General features: G+C 44.9%; 18 protein-coding genes. 13 read left to right on the top strand and 5 right to left on the bottom strand.

All coding sequences use genetic code 11. The annotated features are described in order from the left end of the window. Positions 1-10: 10 nt before the first annotated feature. The 9 genes from SWOL_RS05205 (at position 11) to SWOL_RS05165 (ending at position 9,156) form a co-directional block, all read left to right on the top strand. Complete coding sequence (locus SWOL_RS05205; protein ID WP_011640444.1) at positions 11-457, top strand: NADH-quinone oxidoreductase subunit NuoE family protein; 447 nt, start codon at positions 11-13, stop codon at positions 455-457. A 29-nt stretch (positions 458-486) separates the two neighbouring features. Further along, a complete protein-coding gene (gene nuoF / locus SWOL_RS05200) occupies positions 487-1,710 on the top strand; it encodes an NADH-quinone oxidoreductase subunit NuoF (RefSeq protein ID WP_011640443.1) in 1,224 nt (407 codons plus the stop codon). Positions 1,711-2,059: 349 nt separating this feature from the next. Further along, positions 2,060-2,311: a TM1266 family iron-only hydrogenase system putative regulator gene (locus SWOL_RS05195; protein WP_011640442.1), complete on the top strand. Its 252-nt coding sequence runs from the start codon at positions 2,060-2,062 to the stop codon at positions 2,309-2,311. A 152-nt stretch (positions 2,312-2,463) separates the two neighbouring features. After that, positions 2,464-3,927, top strand: a complete 1,464-nt coding sequence (gene hydG, locus SWOL_RS05190) for a [FeFe] hydrogenase H-cluster radical SAM maturase HydG (RefSeq protein ID WP_011640441.1) — start codon at positions 2,464-2,466, stop codon at positions 3,925-3,927. 10 nt (positions 3,928-3,937) lie between these two features. After that, on the top strand, positions 3,938-4,282 hold the full coding sequence (locus SWOL_RS05185) for a hypothetical protein (protein ID WP_155814138.1): 345 nt from the start codon (positions 3,938-3,940) through the stop codon (positions 4,280-4,282). Next, complete coding sequence (gene hydE / locus SWOL_RS05180; RefSeq protein WP_041427405.1) at positions 4,251-5,309, top strand: [FeFe] hydrogenase H-cluster radical SAM maturase HydE; 1,059 nt, start codon at positions 4,251-4,253, stop codon at positions 5,307-5,309. Before SWOL_RS05185 ends, hydE begins: the two co-directional genes overlap by 32 nt. A gap of 368 nt (positions 5,310-5,677) precedes the next feature. Further along, positions 5,678-6,124: a complex I 24 kDa subunit family protein gene (locus SWOL_RS05175; protein WP_011640438.1), complete on the top strand. Its 447-nt coding sequence runs from the start codon at positions 5,678-5,680 to the stop codon at positions 6,122-6,124. 59 nt (positions 6,125-6,183) lie between these two features. Continuing rightward, positions 6,184-7,407, top strand: coding sequence for an NADH-quinone oxidoreductase subunit NuoF (nuoF, locus tag SWOL_RS05170; RefSeq protein ID WP_011640437.1), 1,224 nt, complete (start codon positions 6,184-6,186; stop codon positions 7,405-7,407). Positions 7,408-7,431: 24 nt separating this feature from the next. Further along, complete coding sequence (locus tag SWOL_RS05165) at positions 7,432-9,156, top strand: NADH-dependent [FeFe] hydrogenase, group A6 (protein WP_011640436.1); 1,725 nt, start codon at positions 7,432-7,434, stop codon at positions 9,154-9,156. 18 nt (positions 9,157-9,174) lie between these two features. Here the strand turns inward: SWOL_RS05165 and SWOL_RS05160 are convergent, their stop codons facing one another. From SWOL_RS05160 to SWOL_RS05150, 3 genes are all read right to left on the bottom strand, one after another. After that, positions 9,175-10,929, bottom strand: coding sequence for a B12-binding domain-containing radical SAM protein (locus SWOL_RS05160; protein ID WP_011640435.1), 1,755 nt, complete (start codon positions 10,927-10,929; stop codon positions 9,175-9,177). Positions 10,930-10,967: 38 nt separating this feature from the next. Beyond that, the gene (gene murB, locus SWOL_RS05155) at positions 10,968-11,867 is read right to left on the bottom strand and encodes a UDP-N-acetylmuramate dehydrogenase (protein WP_011640434.1); all 900 of its coding nucleotides are present in this window, start codon (positions 11,865-11,867) and stop codon (positions 10,968-10,970) included. 580 nt (positions 11,868-12,447) lie between these two features. After that, a complete protein-coding gene (locus SWOL_RS05150; RefSeq protein ID WP_011640433.1) occupies positions 12,448-13,791 on the bottom strand; it encodes an acetyl-CoA hydrolase/transferase C-terminal domain-containing protein in 1,344 nt (447 codons plus the stop codon). Between the two features lie 750 nt (positions 13,792-14,541). Between SWOL_RS05150 and SWOL_RS05145 the strand changes: the two genes are divergently transcribed. The 3 genes from SWOL_RS05145 (at position 14,542) to SWOL_RS05135 (ending at position 18,633) form a co-directional block, all read left to right on the top strand. Further along, positions 14,542-15,942: an FAD-binding oxidoreductase gene (locus tag SWOL_RS05145; protein WP_011640432.1), complete on the top strand. Its 1,401-nt coding sequence runs from the start codon at positions 14,542-14,544 to the stop codon at positions 15,940-15,942. A gap of 187 nt (positions 15,943-16,129) precedes the next feature. Next, on the top strand, positions 16,130-17,422 hold the full coding sequence (locus SWOL_RS05140; RefSeq protein WP_011640431.1) for a (Fe-S)-binding protein: 1,293 nt from the start codon (positions 16,130-16,132) through the stop codon (positions 17,420-17,422). A gap of 488 nt (positions 17,423-17,910) precedes the next feature. Further along, complete coding sequence (locus SWOL_RS05135; protein ID WP_011640430.1) at positions 17,911-18,633, top strand: tRNA 2-thiocytidine(32) synthetase TtcA; 723 nt, start codon at positions 17,911-17,913, stop codon at positions 18,631-18,633. Positions 18,634-18,906: 273 nt separating this feature from the next. On the opposite strand, the gene SWOL_RS15260 is transcribed toward SWOL_RS05135, so the two are convergent. Beyond that, entirely contained in the window at positions 18,907-19,131 is a 225-nt protein-coding gene (locus SWOL_RS15260; protein WP_011640429.1) for a type II toxin-antitoxin system HicA family toxin, read from the bottom strand. Then, complete coding sequence (locus tag SWOL_RS05125) at positions 19,132-19,338, bottom strand: type II toxin-antitoxin system HicB family antitoxin (protein WP_041427404.1); 207 nt, start codon at positions 19,336-19,338, stop codon at positions 19,132-19,134. 345 nt (positions 19,339-19,683) lie between these two features. Here SWOL_RS05125 and lexA point away from each other — a divergent pair, with 345 nt between their 5' ends. Then, on the top strand, positions 19,684-20,298 hold the full coding sequence (gene lexA / locus SWOL_RS05120; protein ID WP_011640427.1) for a transcriptional repressor LexA: 615 nt from the start codon (positions 19,684-19,686) through the stop codon (positions 20,296-20,298). Positions 20,299-20,302: the final 4 nt, after the last annotated feature.

Raw genomic sequence — 20,302 nt, 5'->3', positions numbered from 1 at the left:
ATATTAACCAATGGCAAACTATGAGGATATAATCAGCAAATACCAGGATCTTCCCGGTGGAATCATAGAAGCCTATCATGCCCTGCAACGGGAATACAGTTATATTCCGGAAGATGCTATCCGGGTTGCCGCTGAGGTTTTTGGTATTCCAACCGCTAAAGCCTGGGGGGTAGCCACATTCTATTCCTACCTTAAAGTGGGAAAGAGAGGCAAAAATGTTATCCGTATTTGTGAAAGTGCTCCCTGCCATGTAGCCGGTGCCGCTGAAGTTATAGCTGCTCTGGAAAAGGAACTGGGAATCAAGATGGGTGAAACCACTCCTGACGGAAAGTTTACCCTGGAATTATGCGAATGCGTAGGTCAGTGTCAGGCCACCCCGGTTATTACCGTCAACAGTAAACCCTATGGAGATATGACTCCGGAAAAAGTATCCGGGGTTCTGGCTGAATACAGGTAAAGCAGAAGAGAAAGAAAGGAGGGAATACAATGGCCGAGGAAATGCGCATAGTCTTGCGCAACTACGGTAAGATTGATCCACTGAAAATCGATGATTATATTGCTGCCGGGGGTTACAAATCACTAGAAAAAGCCCGCAGCATGAAGCAAACGGAAGTCATTGAAGAAGTAAAAAAATCTAATCTGCGAGGACGCGGGGGTGCTGGTTTCAATGCCGGCATGAAATGGAATTTCTCTTATCAGGTGCAATCGGAAGAAAAATATGTGGTCTGTAATGCAGATGAAGGAGAACCCGGCACCTATAAAGACCGTATCATTATGGAAAACGACCCCCAGAGCGTAATCGAAGGTATGGCTATATGCGGTTATGCTATAGGATCTAAAAAAGGCTATATTTATTGTCGGGGTGAATATCCCTATGTAGTCGACATTTTAAACCAGGCCATTGCCCAGGCTAAAGCCAAGGGCGTATTGGGTGATTTTGATGTGGAAGTCAGGATGGGTGGCGGAGCCTATGTTTGTGGTGAAGAAAGCGCTCTGATAGAATCCATTGAGGGACATCGGGGTGAGCCCCGCTTCAAACCTCCCTTCCCACCGGTTATTGGTTTGTGGCAAAAACCGACTATTGTAAACAATGTTGAAACCTTCGCCAACATTCCCATTATTATTGAAAAAGGCGGAGATTGGTACAAAGCCATTGGCGCTCCTAATTATCCGGGTACCAAAGTTTTAACCCTGACTGGCGATGTCAATAACCGCACCTTTTTCGAAGTACCTACCAACACCACTATCAGAGAGGTCATTTTTGGACTCGGCGGTGGTGTAGCCGGCGGTAAAAAGTTCAAAGCGGTGCAGATAGGTGGAACATCGGGTGGTTTTATCCCCGAGTCCAACTTGGATACCCCTATTGATTTTGACTCCATGAACTCAATTGGTGCCGTACTTGGTTCCGGTGCAGTTTTCGTAATGGATGAAAGCCGCGACATTGTAAATGTAGTAGCCCGTATCGCCAAATTCTTCGAACATGAATCCTGTGGCAAGTGTTCACCCTGCCGCGAAGGTACCAAGAGAATGCATGAAATGATGGAACGGCTTAATGCCGGCGAAGGCAATGCGGAAGATGTTGAACTTCTAGGCCGTTTGGGCAAGGTAATGTCAGTAGCCTGCCTGTGCGGGCTGGGCCAGGCAGCACCTGCTCCGGTGCTTACTACCATAAAGAACTTTAATGCTGACTACCAGGCCAAGTTTAACTAAATATCTGCAAATAAATTTTACTGGTATTTCTTTTACTGATAAGGTATTATACAAATAATACAATTAGTTTTAGTCCCTGATAAAAAGGCGTAAGCTGCTTTAGAGGGGTCAGGAAATCCAGCTAATACGGTGCTTATCCTGAGTCCTTATCAGGATAAGCACTTTCTTTATTAGGTGCCAGGCACTTAAGTTGTTAAGTTATTGCCAGTTGTTATTGAAGTAGCTTTGTTCTACCATGCCCCCGTTTTAACCGCTAACCGCTGCTGCAGATTTGCTTGGCAATTGCCCATCAATGCTGTTTAACGGGGGATTAACTGGACATAGCAATCGTTGGAGGGAGGAAAAGCCCTTGTCTGACAAGCGTCTTGGAGTAATAGGTATAGTGGTGGAAAATCGTGATGCCGTTCCCCAGGTAAACCAGGTTTTAAGTAACCATGCCAGTATGATTATTGGTCGCATGGGACTTCCCTATCGCCAAAAAGATCTGGCGGTTATCGCTTTGATTGTAGACGGCAATACTGATGAATTGGGAGCCCTGACCGGGAAACTGGGAAACATATCCGGGGTAACCGTAAAAAGCGCCTTAACTAAAGGAAGCTAAGAATAATTGTAACAACAGCATATTAACACCCTGATAATGAGGTAGGGACTGAGTTAAAGGGGGGAAGCAAAGTAAGTATTGACCGCTTGCCTCTTTTCGGGGTAAGCGGTTTTATTTTATTCAGTTTAAGGGTTAAAAGGAGGAGAATTGGTATGGAAGCGATATCAGTTAACCGGTGGATTGATAATGTTATTAAGCCGGAGCAGGTAGAAAAGTACAAGAATAATGGGAAAAGCTTTATTGACGAAGGCTTTATTCAGGAAACCCTGATGGCCAACAAACAGCCGGAAAAGCAGCAAATTCGAGAAATCATGGCCAAAGCCCTGGAGCTGAACCGTCTGGAACCGGCGGAAACAGCCGCCCTGCTTAATTGCACTGATGAAGAGCTCTGGGAGGAAATGTATGCTACCGGTCTACAGATTAAACATAAGGTCTATGGAAGAAGGATTGTTTTTTTTGCTCCGCTTTATGTCAGCAACTATTGTGTGAATAACTGTGTGTATTGTGGTTTTCGCTGTGATAACCGGGAAACCATCAGAAAAAGAATGAATGCCTCGGAGTTAAGCGCAGAAATTAAAGCTCTGATAGGCAAAGGCCACAAACGCTTGATTATGGTTTATGGAGAACATCCCAAATCTGATGTCAACTATATTGCCGATACCCTGAGAACTGCCTATGCCACCAAAGAAGGAAATGGCGAAATTCGCCGGGTCAATGTTAACGCTGCACCCATGTCCATTGAAGATCTTCGTATATTAAAGGAAGTAGGCATCGGCACCTTTCAGGTCTTTCAGGAAACCTACCATTATCCTTCCTACAAAAAGCTTCATCCCCGTGGCTTAAAAGCGGATTACGGTTGGCGTCTCTATGCCCTGCACCGGGCTATGGATGCCGGGGTGGATGATGTGGGTATTGGAGCCCTTTTTGGCCTGTATGACTGGAAGTTTGAAGTAATGGGACTCTTAATGCATACCATCGATCTGGAAGAAAAATTTGGTGGGGTTGGGCCCCATACTATTTCTTTTCCCCGCCTGCAGCCTGCTTTAAATACCCCGTTTCTGCAGAATAATACCTATTATGTGGATGATAAGACCTTTAAAAAACTGGTTACGGTTATTCGTCTTTCTGTTCCCTATACTGGAATGATATTAACCGCCCGCGAGAATGCAGAGGTTCGCAATGAGGTCATTCAGGTGGGCTGCAGTCAGATTGATGCCGGTTCCAATATAGGTGTGGGAAGCTATAGTGAAGATGCTGTGGACTATCAACGGCAGCAGTTTATTCTGGGCGATAACCGCAGCCTGGATGAAGCGATCCGGGACATGGCCAGGCTCGGTTTTATTACTTCCTTTTGTACGGCTGATTATCGCTGTGGTCGTACCGGGGGCTGCTTTATGGGAATAGCCAAGAAGGGTAAAATCCATAATCTTTGTATGCCCAACGCCATTTTGACCTTTAAGGAATACCTTTTAGACTATGCCAGTGAAGAAACCAAAGAGGCGGCTTCCTATTTAATAGATAAGGAACTGGCAGCCCTCCCCAATGAACAAGTGAGAGCTACGGTAGTGGAAATGTTGGAGCGTATCGAGAATGGAGAGAGGGATTTATTCCTCTAAATTATGTTTGGTGGTGAATAGATTACAGAACTCCTTAGAAGAACTTAAGAGCATTCTTGAGCAGTACCCGGAAAAAGACGGTGAGGAATACCTGCGTTTTTGCGATAATCAGATATTGCGTATTAATCCCGAAATAAAAATACGCTGGGCCAGGATTTATGGCAGCAGGTGGGCTCACCTGCTGGGAAATTTTGATGATATCGCTTTAAAACCGTTGCGCATAAAGCTGAACAATAACTATGGCATCTTAATAGATAACAGCAATTCGCTTCCCCCTGCTGATTTGCAGCAATTGATTGCTATTCTCAAGGAGTGTTTTGAAGATGGGCCCTTATCGGGAACAAGAGATAGTTGAGATTCTAAACAGCAATGAGCCGGAAAGCCTTGCTTCCCTGCTGCAAGCGGCCCATAATACCCGCATTAGACATCTGGGAAATGAGGTATACTTGCGTGGACTTATCGAATTCTCCAACTATTGCCCGCGCAACTGCCTCTACTGCGGCCTGAGGAAAAGCAACGAAAATATCCATCGCTACCGGCTTGATGAAGATAAAATAATAGAATTGGCTATGATGGCTTACGACATGGGCTTTCAATCCATTGCCCTGCAGTCGGGGGAGATAGACAGCCAGGAGCAGGTAGATTTTTTAGCGGCTATAGTCGAGAAAATTATTCTCAGCAGCAGACAGCGAGGCCAGCAGGGCCTGGGGGTTACATTGAGTATGGGCGAATTGAGCTACCAGCAATACCTGCAACTCTGGCAAGCCGGTGCTCATCGTTACCTCTTGCGCATCGAAACTTCTAACCCTCAGTTGTTTAAAAATATCCATCCTCCTTCCCAGCTTTATCATAGACGGCTGGAATGCCTGGATGCCTTGAAGGATATCGGCTACCAGGTGGGTACGGGGATTATGGTGGGACTGCCTGGACAAAGCAATGAACAGTTGGCCCAAGACCTGGCCTTTTTCCAAAAAAGGGATATTGATATGCTGGGTTTGGGTCCCTATATCCCCCACTCCGATACTCCCCTGGCGCGGGTGCCGGATAGGCACGAGCGGGATGCCTTTACCCTGACCCTCAAAATGCTGGCCCTGGCCCGCCTGACCATGCCGGATATTAATATGGTGGCTTCTACCGCTTTGCAGAGCATTAATCCGTTAGGACTGAGATGGGGGTTAATGGCCGGTGCCAATATAATAATGCCGGTACTTACCCCGGAAGAAAAACGAAGGGATTATTCTCTCTACGATAATAAAGAGCAGAAGAGTATGGAAGAAATAGCAGCAGAGGTTGCGGCCGGCGGGTTTAAACTGGGCTATTGGAAATGGGGCGACTCCCCCCATTATTTCCGGCGCCGGGAGCAGCCTTTGAAGCAGGTTTAAATTTTCAACATTTGGAACAAAATATGCTGGTTTATCAGGAAAGCAGGAATAATGTAGGGCAAGCATGGAGCTTGCCCTAAAATTATCTAGTCCCAAATTATTTACCAATAACTCTATTTGAATCCAAAACTTGCTTCACAGAACCTTCCCTTAACTCATTTTTTAGTACAGACCATTCAGATAAATAAGAAACTAATGAATAAGGAATAAAACGAACCTTTCACTAATAAATCCCAATAAATTCTGTTAATTTGAGAAATTTTGAACTTTCTATTTGGACGATATTATATTATGTTAAGCATAAGTGTGGACTAGTAGCTCTATTGCAGTTACTACAAAACCAAATAGGCAAAGGAAGGAGGTATAGGATGATGGATTATAAGGAGATAATTGCCCAGTACGATGGAAAAGCAGGCGGAATTATTGAGGCTTACCATGCGCTATTGAGGGAATTCAGTTACCTGCCGGAGGAAGCAATAGCTGAAGCTGCTCGTGTATTCAAATTATCAACTGCCGAAGCCTATGGTATCGCCACTTTCTACTCTATGTTTTCGGTTGAAGCTCGCGGTAAGAATGTTGTTAGAATTTGTGAAAGTGCTCCCTGTCATGTAGCTGGAGCAGCTGACGTAGTAGCAGCTCTGGAAAGAGAACTGGGAATCAAGATGGGAGAAAGTACGGCCGATGGAAAATTTGCTCTGGAATTCACCGAGTGTGTTGGGCAATGCCAGGCTACACCGGTCATTACCGTCAACGGTAAGCCTTACCTGGATGTAAGTCCAGCACAAATCCCGGCCATTATTGCGGAATATAAATAAAGCGGATATCAAAAAACTTTAGTTGGGGTTATTAGAGAATACAGAAAGGAGGCATACGAATGGCCGAAGAAATGCGTATAGTGCTGCGGAACTACGGCAAAATCGACCCTCTGAAGATCGATGACTATTTGGCTCAGGGCGGTTATAAGTCCCTGGAAAAAGCTCGTGCTATGAATACCGCAGATCTCATTGCCGAAGTCAAGAAATCCAACCTTAGAGGCCGCGGCGGTGCTGGTTTTAACTGTGGAATGAAGTGGTCTTTTGCCGCTGGCGCACAGGCTGATCAGAAATATGTCATATGTAATGCTGATGAAGGCGAACCAGGTACTTACAAAGACCGATTGATCATGGAAAACGACCCGCACACTTTAATTGAAGGAATGGCTATTTGTGCTTATGCTATTGGAGCGACCCAGGGCTATATATATCTTAGAGGAGAATACCCTTTCCTGGTAAGTACCCTGAATACTGCGATTAACCAGGCTAAAGAAAAGGGATTGGTAAAAGATTTTGATATCGAAGTAAGAAGCGGAGCCGGAGCATATGTTTGCGGTGAAGAGACCGCTCTTATCGAATCTATTGAAGGAAAACGTGGTGAACCTCGCTTTAAACCCCCCTATCCACCTTCTGAAGGACTATGGTCCAAACCCACAATAGTCAATAATGTTGAGACCTTCGCCAACATTCCCGTTATAATTGAAAAGGGAGCCGATTGGTATGCCAGCATAGGCAACCCTGCCTATCCGGGAACCAAAGTCTTTACCCTGACCGGCGATATCAACAACAGAACCTTTTTTGAGGTTCCCACCAACACCACTATCAGGGAGATAGTCTTTCAATTTGGCGGAGGTGTCCCGGGCGACAAGAAATTTAAAGCAGTGCAAATCGGCGGAACTTCAGGTGCTTTCATCCCTGATGCCTTATTGGATACCCCGGTGGCTTTCGACTCCATGTCCGCTATTGGAGCAACTCTAGGCTCCGGGGCTACTTTCGTTATTGACGAGAGCCGAGATATTGTGGATGTAGCCACCAGGATAGCAGGCTTTTTTGAACATGAATCCTGCGGAAAATGTGCTCCCTGCCGCGAAGGCACCGCCAGAACCGCAGAACTAATGGAAAAGATTAATGAGGGACGAGGCTCGAACAAGGATGTTGCTTTGCTGGAGAAGTTAGGTACAGTAATGTCCTATTCTTGTCTCTGCGGCTTGGGTCAGGCTGCTCCTGCTCCGGTATTGACCACCATCAAGCACTTTAAAGCCGACTACGAAGCTAAATTCGTGTAGGAAAGAGCAAAGGAGGGAATATGAATGGTTAACCTGACAATAGACGGAATTAAAGTATCCGTTCCTGAGGGCTCTACCATCCTGCAGGCAGCTAGTGAAGTCGGCATTAAAATACCTACCCTGTGTTTTCATCCTGACCAGTCGATAAAAGCCAACTGCAGAGTATGTGTATGTGAAGTAGAAGGCAACCGCTTGTTGCAAGCGGCCTGCGCCATGCCCGTTTTTGAAGGAATGGTCGTAAAGACCAGGACACCGAAGGTTTTAGATGCTAGAAAAACCATACTGGAACTGATACTATCCAATCACCCGCAGGACTGCCTGAACTGTATAAGAAATGGCAATTGCGAACTGCAAGACCTGGCCCAGGAATACTGCATAAGAGAGAATCCGTTTGAGTACAAAGTACGGGGATTTGCAAAAGACTTTTCCACTCCTTCCCTATTCCGGGATCAGGATAAATGTATACTATGTCGCCGCTGCATCGAAGCCTGTTCCGTTATCCAGAGCGTAAATGCCCTGGGTATGGAAGGACGCGGCTATAATTCTATGGTGGTTCCCACCCTGGGTAAAGCCTTGATTGACAGTCCTTGCGTAATGTGCGGACAATGTATCCATGCTTGCCCGGTTGGTGCTATCGGAGAAAGAGAACAGATTGATGAATTCCTGGCTGCGGTAGCTAATCCCGATAAAGTAGTTATAACCCAGATAGCACCTGCGGTCAGAGTGGCTATTGCTGAAGAAATAGGTATGATGACCGGTGAACTGCCGATGGGAACCTTTGTACAGGGATTAAGACAAATAGGTTTTGATCATGTCCTGCATACCAACTTTACGGCTGACCTTACTATTCTGGAAGAAGGCAATGAACTTCTGAAGCGCTTGAAGGAAGGCGGAACTCTACCCATGTTCACTTCCTGCAGTCCCGGCTGGATCAATTTCTGTGAAACTTTCTATCCCGATCTCCTGGACAACCTCTCTACCTGCAAGTCTCCTCAGCAGATGTTTGGAGCTCTGGCCAAGACCTACTGGGCCGAGAAGATGGGTATTGACCCCTCCAAGATCTATTCGGTATCCATTATGCCCTGTGTAGCCAAGAAGTTTGAGGCAGCCCGGCCGGAGATGAACGATAGTGGCTATCAGGATGTTGACCTGGTGTTGACCACCCGTGAAATCGGGCGACTATTCCGTATGAGCGGGCTGGATTTCAGCAAGCTGCCCGCCTCCGATTTCGATTCCTGGATGGGTAAATACACCGGTGCCGCAGTAATCTTTGGCGCTTCCGGCGGAGTTATGGAAGCGGCCCTGCGTACCGTTTATGAGGTAGTAACCGGGAAGACCCTGGAAGATGTGAATTTTGTCGCTACCCGTGGTATAACCGGTATCAAGGAAGCCACTGTGGATTTGGATGGTACGGTAGTCAAGGTAGCTATCGCCAATGGACTGGCCAATGCCCGCAAGCTTATGGAACAGGTGAGAGCAGGCGAATCGCCTTACCATTTCATTGAAATCATGGCTTGTCCTGGCGGTTGTATTGGCGGCGGCGGTCAACCCATCACCAAAGCCAATGTCAAACGGGTGGAACGCATAGAAGCAATTTATGTGGAAGATGAAGGATTGCCTCTGAGGAAATCACACGACAATCCGGAAGTAAAAACCCTTTACGAGGAGTTCCTGCATGAACCCCTGGGACATAAATCCCACGAGCTGTTGCATACTCATTACCATGCCAAGAATAAAAAATTCTTATAGTTTACTTTAAACAAGTAATTAGTTTAACTCAGAGTTGATAAAGGTGCCTGGCACCTTTATCAACTCTTCTGCTTTTTTACGGCGGGGATTATAGAGAAAAAGATAAGGGATAAGCCGGGAAGATGGTATTCCAGTAATGAGGTCGATTCTAAAAAACTCAAGATGTAGCAGCCTGCGCAATTCCCGGTTGCTTTTTGTGCTGGCATAGGAGGGTAGATTTGACTGCACAAAATCCTGATCTTTTATCAATGTGTAGAGTATTTGGCTCGTGTTTTCCGGGTTATACCTGCTCAGTTTAGAGGGTAGATTAGATGATTGCTGATTCCAGAGATAATCGTATTTTAGCAGTTCATTGACTATTTCCTGAAACTCAACAAAATTGCTCTTAACAAAATCCAGCAAAAAATTATATTCCGCTTCCTGGCGATGAGAGCAGGCAAAGTACCCCTGTTCCTGCCAATAAGAGGCGAAAGCAGCCAGGAAACTAAAAGCATCACCCTGATAGATCTGCTTTACGATATAGTCCAGCGTAAAGCGCATCTTGCCCGAATTGTAATAACGCTCCAGCAAGTCCTCTATTTGTTTCAACTGTAAGATTTCATTGTAATCGAGATAATGATTGGCCAGCAGTTGGTAAGGGGGATTATCCTGAAACAGATATCCATGTTCTCTTGCAGCAGCCCGTATTTCCGAACCTTTCAAGAGCTTGAGGAAACCCAACTGGATTACATCCGGAAGTAAAGAGAAAACATCATTGAAAGAGCGGGCAAAGCGCTTATAACTTTCATAAGGCAGACCAGCAATAAGATCGAGATGCAGGTGGATATTGCTGGCAGCTTGCAGCCTTTCAATATTAGTCCTCAAGTGTGTCCAATTGCTTTTCCTTCTTACAGCCTTAAGGCTTTCTGGGCAAGTAGACTGAATACCGATTTCAAAATTAAATAAGTCTGGTGGTACGGTAGCCAGGAAGGAGATGAATTCCGGGGATAGATATTCCGCGGTTATCTCACAATGAAAGCGGGTATTTCCCTGTTGGGAAATAATAAACTCCATGATTTCCCGGGCTCGTCTTTCATCGGCATTGAAAGTCCGGTCAACAAATTTTACTTCCCTTACCCCAGCGTTAATTAATTTAGCCAGATCCTTTTTTACCCTCTCCAGAGGGAAAAAGCGCACCCCCTTGATGGTTGAGGATAGGCAGTAACTGCAGTTATAAGGGCAACCCCGGGAAGTCTCGTAATACAAAATACGATTATGGTAAGAATCTAGTTGGTCATAAGGAAAAGGAATAATATCCAGGTCAGCTATCAGTTCCCTATCGGGATTATCGATAATTGATGACCCATCTCGGTAGCTTATCCCCTTTATTGCTGTGCGGGATTTGTTTCCAGCAATACTCTCCAGGACTTCCTTTAAGCTTTCCTCCCCTTCCCCGCGTATTATGCAATCAATGCTAGGATTTTCCATTAAAATATTTCTAGCATCATAACTTACTTCCGGTCCTCCCAGGATAATATAGCTTTGTGGAGCTACCTTCTTATATTCGCGACAGATTTCCAAGATAGCACCAACATTCCATATATAAACGGAAAAAGCGAGCACATCCGTCTGCTCGCGAAATATCTCCGCCATAATGTACTCGTTCTTTTCGTTTATGGTAAACTCGCGTACTTTAGTCTCCCAGCTGTCATCAACAACAGTCGCTTGAAGATAGGCCAGGGCCAGATTTGAATGAATGTATTTGGCATTAAGGGTGGTTAATAAAAGTTTCATCTAAATCTCCAAAATTATATCTCCGAAATCTGGATAATTTATTCTTCTCCAACTACCTTGACTTCTGTCTCCAGCTCGATTCCATAGTGCTCTTTGGCTTTAGCCTTAACTATCGCAATCAATTCCAACACCTCGTTGGCGGTAGCATTCCCGCTATTGATGATAAAGCCGGCATGCTTGCGGGAAACCTCGGCTCCGCCGACTTTAAAGCCTTTAAGCCCCATCTCTTCAATCATCGGTCCCACAAAGAATCCTGCAGGTCGCCGAAAAGTACTGCCCGCACTGGGGTATTCCAGGGGCTGTTTTTCCCGGCGGCGTTTGGCAAAGTCCTGCATCCTGGCCCTGATATCCTCTGCCCTTTCCTTGTGCAATTGCATAAGTGCCGAAACTACAATCAGTTCTTCTTCCTGAAAAATGCTTCCTCGGTAACGCAGTTTCATTTCTTCCGGTTTAAAGCTGGACAAATTTCCGTCAGGAGTAATCGCCCTGACTTCCTTTAAAACATCTTTCATTTCCCCGCCGTAGGCACCGGCATTCATTACCACTGCTCCCCCCAGGCTTCCCGGTATACCTTCAGCGAATTCAAGACCACTAAGGCTGTAGTCGGCAGCCGCCTGGGAGAGCTCCGCCAACCTTACCCCGGCCTCAGCAAAGATTGTGTCGTTACAGATAGAAATATTTTTGAGGTTATTCCCAACTTTTATGGCTACTCCCCTTATCCCTTTATCTCTGACCAGGATGTTGCTGCCCAGGCCAAAGACAAAACAAGGTATGTCTTTTTTACGGCAATAGTGTGTAATCCTTTGAATTTCTTCAATGCTCTCCGGCAAGACCATTAAATCTACCGGTCCACCAATTTTAAAGCTGCTATGCTCTTTCATGGGCTCATTAATTTTAATTCTTTCCGGAGGCAAAAAATCAAATATTTCAGAATACATAAAGTCTCCTTTTAAACATTAATCAAGCTGACAGGCAGATACCATCAGTAACTCACTGTAATGTGTGGTTCCGCCTTTTCCATAAAGGATGCTAAATCCTGCTGTCCTTCCAGTATAAATTTATGCCTTAAACAAGGAACTATGTCTAGCGCTGTGCAAAATCAGGCTTTTAAGAAGCAAAAACAATAGTAATAAAGTCTGATTCCACTGCAAAAAGTCATTTTTCAAAATTAACACCACCATATCTAGTATAATGGTGAGATTTTGAACGCCATATGTAGCGTTGGGTATACCCAAAAACAGGTTTTTGCAGTGGCACCAAGTCTAATATAGATTATATCCAATTATCCAAAGCTTTTTAACTGTAACTCTCACTTTAGTATTAAAAAGTGAAGCGGCAGTGAAGATTCTGCCGCTTTTAAAAAAACTGGGGGAATATAATATGGGGCTATTTGTTTTTAGGGTGTCTTATAATTAAATTTTACTTCCTTTTACCAGCATCACGACCATCACGACTTTTAGCAATAGTTGTCTATTCCTTTTTCAACTACAGGGTGCTTTGACTAACAAGCGTTAATGATTAGCTGATTTTGTTGCTTCTTCTCCAAATGCCCTGTTCCTGGGCGGCTTTAATTAATTCATCTCTGGTATCGGGATGAGCAATTCCGATCAAGCCTTCCGCCCGCTGCCAAACTGACATGCCCTTTTGCTGGAATTTGCCGTATTCGGTAACAATAATGGGGGCCATGGAACGGGTATCGGTAACAATTCCTCCCGGGGGAAGAGTGGGACATATCCTGGATTTGATACTCCCGTCCGCAGCTTTATATGAAGAAGGCATACATACAAAAGATTTACCGCCCCGGGAGAGGTAACCGGCCAGAACAAAATCGAACTGTCCTCCGGTTCCACTTATCTGACGGAATCCAGATGACTCGGCACAAATCTGTCCATAGAGATCGATTTCCACCGCATTGTTTATGGTTATAAGATTATCATTGAGTGAAGAAATAGCTGGTTTATTGGTGTAATTAACTGGATAGATGGCGCATTTGGTATTGTCATCGATAAAGTCATAAAGTATTTGAGTACCCAGAGCGAAGGTATAGACCATTTTCCCGGGATCGGTTTGTTTTTTACTGCCACTCAGCTTTCCTGCCTCATGCATATGGACATAGGCATCTACCAGCATTTCGGTGTGACAACCCAGATCCTTAAGGTCAGAGTCCGCAATCATCATGCCCACTGCATTAGGAATACCGCCAATTCCCAACTGAACACAACATCCGTCATGCATATCTTCCAGAATAAGTTGGGCAATCTTTTGATCTACTTCGCTGAGCGGCGGAGCCGGAATCTGGGCCAGGGGTTGGTTTTCCCCTTCCACAATATAATCAACTTCCGAAATATGAATGGCCTCTTCATAGCCACCCAGGCAACGGGGTTGTTTTTCGTTTACTTCCACAATAATCTTTTGAGCCCGGTCGCAAACTGCCCGGGTGTGGGTAGCCTGGGGTCCAAAATTGAAATATCCATGTTTATCCATGGGAGTAACTTGCAGCATAGCTACCGCCAGGGGCTCAATGTGCTCCCGGACATAACGAGGAAGCTCCGAGTAGACTATCGAAGAATAATAAACCGCTTTGGTTTTTGCAACCTTGCGATCCGCTCCGGACATATGCCAGCTATGCCAGATAAAGGAGTCACCCTCTGGATCAGCCACATTAACTTCGGTTGGATAGGGATTAACGCAAGTCCATATTTTAACATCACTTAGTTCATCTTTGCGTTTTGCTAAAGCCTTGTCCAGGGTTCTGACCTGCCCTAAAAAGGAGCCAAAATCGATCCAGTCTCCAGATTTTACGATTCTTACTGCCTCATCCGCTGATACTAACTTTTTTCTATATTCGTCCGCAAAACTCATTATTATAACTCCTCCTTATACATACTCATATCTGATAAACCCAACAATAATAAAATTTCTGGCATCACTCCTTTCATAAGAAATTAAACTGCTTATCTTCTTAGCTATATTTAGCTAACAGAACAAATTAATGCGGGAAATTTCTAAATATTCAATCCTTTCTATTAACACATGCAAATTAAATGCCAAAAGTTAATAATTACTCTCAGCTTCCGATTTATCGTCACTTTGGCAGTAATATAATTTAGATTTAATTATTTAGAAAAAATATTTCACTTGCATTAATGCACTTGCGCCAATTGAATCATGCATATATGCATTTAATTCGTAACCCAAAGCATTGTTATTTTTATTGAACCTTTAGTTATCAGGGTTTGCAGCGATTTTACATGTTTAGCTATCATGTTGATTTGCATTATTGCTTCTACAATTGCATTATATTGTCGATATATGTTGATAGGGGCACTTCCTTTTTAGCCAAAAAAGGCCTGTGATAAGCTAATATTACTCTACGATAAAAAACTCTTTTGATGCAGAAGGTATAGATGGCGAAACATAAATGCAACCCCCGTGACGGCTTTAGAATTTAAGGGGGCAAGGGAAAGATAATAAGCAGGTGGCATGGAAAACTCAGCTCAGATCATAGGCAGGTTGAAATTAGAAATCCTCTTTAACTTCATCTGTGTTATAATAGGCAAGGAATTTGGAGAATTTCTTTAGTATATTAGTTTTTAGGGGGGAGTGAATTCTTTGGATAAAGATAAGATAAGACAAGCTTTAATAAAAATGCTGGGTAAGGAAAAGGTTTTGAGCGAAGAGCTGGATTTGATGTATTATTCCTATGATAGTTCCTTTTTGACCAAGCTGGAGCCAGTCAGCCCCCTGGCTGTGGTCTTTCCCCGCTCCACGGAAGAAGTGCAGAATATAGCCAGCTTTGCCTTTGAAAATAATATTGATATTGTTCCCCGAGGTGCAGGAACCGGTGAGACGGGTGGATGTATTGCCCTAAAGGGTGGTATTGTTCTGGATTTATCTACCTGGGATGAAATCGTGGAAATAGACGCTCCCAACATGCAGGTTATTGTCCGTCCTGGGGTTATTCATGCCCAACTAAACCAGGAGCTTGCTAAATATAATCTATTCTTCCCGCCGGACCCCGGAAGTAGTCAGATGTGTACTATAGGAGGCATGGTCGCCAACAATGCCAGCGGTTTGAGGGCGGTAAAATATGGTTGTACCGAACAATATATTTTAGGGCTGGAAGTGGTATTGCCCAACGGAGAGGTAATTACCACCGGCGGGGTCAAGGCCAGGTGCATAAAAAATGTCTCCGGTTTAAACCTTACCAAACTAATGGTAGGCTCAGAAGGGGTACTGGGGATTGTAACCAGGATTCGCCTGCGCTGCTGGCCCAAACCCAAAGCTCGCGGTATTGCCATGGCCGTATTTGATAATTTGGATGAGGCCCCGGCGGCCGTACTCGATATATACCAGGCAGGGATACTGCCTTCAGGCATTGAAATCCTTGACAGCTCTGCTATAGACGCAGTAAACCAATTTAAACCGGAAATAAATCTTCCCCAGGCGGAAGCAATTCTTTTGTTTGAGGTTGACGGTAATCCTCCCAGCGTGGAATATGAGGGCTCGGTTATAAAAGAAGTGGTGGGAAAGAGAGCCCGTAGCGTGGAATGGGCCACAGAACCCAGGAGAATGGCTGAGTTATGGGAAGGACGCAGTATAACCGCTACTGCTGCTGCCAGAGTAAGAGCTGATGCCAGCCGGGTGTTTGCCGGTGAAGATATAAGTGTTCCCCTGTCGCGTGTAGCCGATACCCTCAGGGCCATCCGCGCCCTGGGAGATAAATATGGCATAAAGGTAGTAAATTATGGTCATATCGGGGATGGTAATGTTCATACCGCTCCGGTAATTAACCCGGAAAATCCCGAAGAAGTTAAAAAAGTTATGGATATGGTGCATGAAATACACCTCCTGGCTATTGCCATGGAGGGTTCCACCACCGGGGAACATGGGGTGGGCGCTGTCCGTCGGCAATATGCTGAACTGGAGCACGGCCGGGCCGCCCAGCTTATGCGCGATATAAAGAGGGTTTTCGATCCCCGGGGCACAATGAATCCAGGTAAGCTGATCTAAGCGGCACAAGGAAATTTCTTAATATATCTCGGCATTCAAGTGCCGGTAATTCCCCTTTACATCGGTGGTTGCGACCCACGGCCATGGAGGGTAGTAAGAAAATAGTTTTTTGACGTTGAAGGATGAAGTTGTCAGCAACCCCGTCCCCATGACATTTGGGTTAGTTCATTGGAAGGAGGAGGTTTTGGTGGAGTTTCATGAATTGCCTCCTGTAAAAGAGCAAATAATGAAATGTGTGCGTTGTGGTAAATGCAGAAGTGTATGCCCGGTTTTTGCTGAAATTAGAAATGAAACCGCCGCCCCCCGGGGACATGTTTTCATGGTGCAGATGCTAAGAGATGGCAAGGTTGAGCCGAATAACGATGTAAGTGAGCGCTTAAGCAATTGCCTTATGTGTGAGAACTGCAGTGTCAATTGTCCCTCGGGAATAGATATACATGAACTGAATGCGGCGGCCCGTTCCTATATATATGATAAGAATCCCAGTCTGAGTAAGGAACTGATATTTGATAGCCTGTGGACCAGACCGGGTTTGCTCAAAGCCTCCAGCAAGTTTATGTGGGGAGCTCAGAAAAGCGGGTTGCAGAGCTTGGCTCGCAATCTGGGATTAACCAGTATTCTACCTGGTGATTTATCTAAAGCGGAGAAAATCTTAACTTCCGTTCCCCGCCAGTCAGCGCGAAGCTTTCTTCCCGAATATAACCCGGCCCGGGGGGAAAAGAAATATCGTATAGCCTATTTCCTGGGTTGTGGTACCGACCTCTTTAATCCCCAGGTGGCACGGGCTACGGTGGATGTACTTACCCACTACGGTTGTGAAGTAATTATTCCCCGGGATATGAAGTGCTGTGGTCTACCGCACATTGCCAATGGTAAGATGGATACCGCCAGGAAATTAGCCGTCCATAATATAAAGATATTCAACAACGGTGATTATGACTATATAGTTACTGATTGCGCCTCCTGTTCGTCAGCTTTATCCTCAAAGAACATGGAATTCCTGTTGGGAGGTTTGAAGATTGAGGATGAGGCTATGGCTTTTTCCCAAAAGGTAATGGATTTAACCCAATTCCTGATGGAAAAGCTTGAGATCAAAATACCCTACAAAGAAGTTGAGAACAGAATAAAGGTAACTTATCATGACCCCTGTCACCTGGCCAATGCCCAGGGAATTAAAAAGGCTCCCCGAGAGCTTCTTCAGCAGATACCGGAAGTGGAATATATAGAAATGGGTGAAGCCAATCGCTGTTGTGGCGGTTCCGGAACTTATAGTCTAACCCACTATGACCTCTCAATGAGGATCTTGGACAAGAAGATGGATAGTGCCATGGAAACTGCTGCTGCAGTAATTGCTACCTGCTGTCCCAGCTGTATGATGCAACTAAGACATGGGGTGCAAAGGCACAAGTGGAATGCGCGCGTCATGCACCCGGTAGAGCTGCTAAGCCAGAGTCTCAAGCGCACACCGGCCAAGAAATAAGACGGGATATCAAGGGGAGAAAACAAAATCTCCCCTTTTACAACATTAATTCTACTGTAAAAAAGTTTTTAATTTTCATTGGCTGGTATAAATATACCGCTCCAGCGTCCCTAATAGCGACCGAAGGGAGCATCAGTTGTGCCCGACAGGGCGCCCGACAGGGCGCTTCGCATGGGCAACACCTGCGGCTTGTCTCGCTGCTCAAGGGGTACCGCGCTAATCTCCCGTCCTGGTCACAACCTTAATAGTAACACCCGAAGGGTGGAACACCAGGAGTACCCGTAGGGTGATAGCGCTCTCGCGACATCCTGTCGCTCGCCCCCTTTCGCCGCTCGCCTTCGCCGGGTGTTGCATCCATGCTTCGCCAACGCTCGCTTTGTATATTTATGCAACCCTTATGCAACAAAAGAGGTTTTTGCAGTGGAGTCAAGTATTATTCCGTCGTACTTTGTTTGTATACTCTATAAAAGTTATAGGAAGCTAAATGGATGAGTAAGCGTTTGGAGAAGAAGATTTTCAGAAATATCCGCGATGCCAATCTAAAATATCGGCTGCTGGAAAATGGCGATCGGGTGGCTATAGGAATGTCGGGGGGTAAAGACAGTCTTACCCTGCTCTATTTCTTACTGTTGCTGTATCGCTATACCCCCCTGGATTTTTCAGTTTTTCCGGTTTATCTCGATCTCGGTTGGGAGAATGATATTGAAGTTATGTTGGCATTTTGCGAAGAACTGGGAACCCCCTTGACTATAGAGAAAACCAATATTGGTCAAATAGTTTTTGATAATCGCCAGGAGAAAAACCCTTGTTCTTTATGTGCCAACCTGCGCCGGGGAGCCCTGAATCGGGTGGCCAAAGGTCTTAATTGCAATAAGGTGGCCCTAGGTCATCATCTGGATGATGTAGTCAATACCATGTTCCTCTCCATGCTCTTCGAGGGCCGATTTAAGGTATTTAAACCCAGCACCTACCTGGACCGCATGGATATCACCATAATCCGGCCTCTGGTTTATGTGGAAGAAGCTGATATAATACGCTTTATCGAAGCCAAAGGTCTTGCTCTTGCACCCAACCGCTGCCCTGCAGACGGTGTCGGCAAACGTGCTGAAGTCGAAGAATTGCTGAATCTTATTGAATCGCACTTCCCCGGAGCGCGCAAGAAGTTTCTGGCCAGTATTGAAAACATAGATCGCGAATCTTTCTGGACATAACATACTACCACCACCTACGCTAATGCTTAGAGGCGGGGCTTCTTGGGATGTACCAGCTAACCGATATAATTACCAGGTCATTCCTGCTTGCCCAACGGTTCTTTATCTTTGATTAGGTTATGCGGGGTATTCGACAGCCATAAATTTATTCAAAATATTTTTCTCCTTTCGCTTGTTTGTGATAAGTTGGCCTACCCTCTTTTCTTTATTTTGCTATATTTTTGGCTCAGAAAAAAGAAAAATCCTCCTGGGCGGAGGGTGGTATTTTGCATATTAGTATATTAAATTAATAAATTCTTCTACGGTCAAACCTGACTTCCGAATTAAAGACCTTAGCGTACCTGTATCCAACTCTTTATGATCTGGGATTGAAAGAGTAGTATTCATTCCTGGTTTTGTTAAAATCATATGACTGCCGTGTCGTCGTGTATAAACCCATCCTGCCCGCGTAAAGGTTCTTAACGCTTTTTGCCCTGAAATTACTGGAACAGATGGCATCTACAATGCTACCTCCAATTCCGCAATTTCTTCTACTGGTGGCAATCCCATTTCTTTTCTTGTTAGAATACAACCTTCGATTGCTTCTTTAATATTTTCAATTGCCTCTTCCTTTGTTTTCCCTTGAGAAATACAACCTGGGATAGCTGGACATTCAGCAACGATCCAACCATTTTCCCCCGGAGTTATTATTATTGGCAGTTTCATGGTATCGCTCCTTTCCTCATTCAATTTTATCTTGATTATAACAGCAACAGCTTAAACAATCCAATCGGCATATGTTGGCTTCTTTAAGCGGTTGCTACAATACTTGTTTTCAAATAAACATTTCCTGCTTTCCAGTAAGGATTATCCCATCCTCTTGCATTCAAAAATCTCCTTCAGTTTTTCATAAAAAATAACAGCCTATCTATTTTGATAAGCCGTTATTGTTTTTTCGTCCCATGTCTATGCCATCTCTGGGAACAATCATATTCCACATTTAAGCGAACAATTGTTTTTTCGTACCTGATTCATGCTATAATGTAAAATAAATCCCCGTGGAGGTAGGAAATGAATAATGAATTAAAATTGGGTAAAAGGCAAAAACAAATCCTGGATTTTATAAAACAAAGCTGTAAAGAGAAAGGTTATCCCCCTTCAGTCAGGGAAATCGGTCAGGCCGTTGGGTTAAAATCGAGTTCCACCGTTCATACTCACCTGGTTCGTCTTGAGGAAAAGGGTCTTATACGCCGGGATCCCGCTAAACCAAGGGCCATTATACCATTGGATGATGAGCCTTTACTGCAGAGCGAGGCCCTGTCCGTCCCCGTAATTGGCAATGTGGCCGCCGGTTCACCTATCCTGGCTGAACAAAATATTGATAATTACCTTTCCATACCGGTGGATTTTCTGGGAAGCGGAAATCATTTCATATTGAAGGTAAAAGGAGATAGCATGATTGAAGCCGGAATTCTGGACGGAGACTATCTTATTGTAAGGGAGCAAGCTGATGCATCCAACGGTGAAATCGTTGTAGCCCTTCTAGATAATGAAGCTACGGTAAAGCGATTTTATAGAAGAGATGATTATGTAGAACTAAGGCCGGAGAATGCTTTAATGGATCCCATTACAGTTAATAATGTTCAGGTTGCCGGCAAGGTTGCAGGTTTACTACGAAGAATATAGGGTG

The organism is Syntrophomonas wolfei subsp. wolfei str. Goettingen G311 (assembly GCF_000014725.1).
GTDB lineage: Bacteria > Bacillota > Syntrophomonadia > Syntrophomonadales > Syntrophomonadaceae > Syntrophomonas > Syntrophomonas wolfei.
The sequence above is the reverse complement of the archived record's forward strand: the minus strand, read 5'-3'. Positions and strand labels throughout refer to the sequence as shown.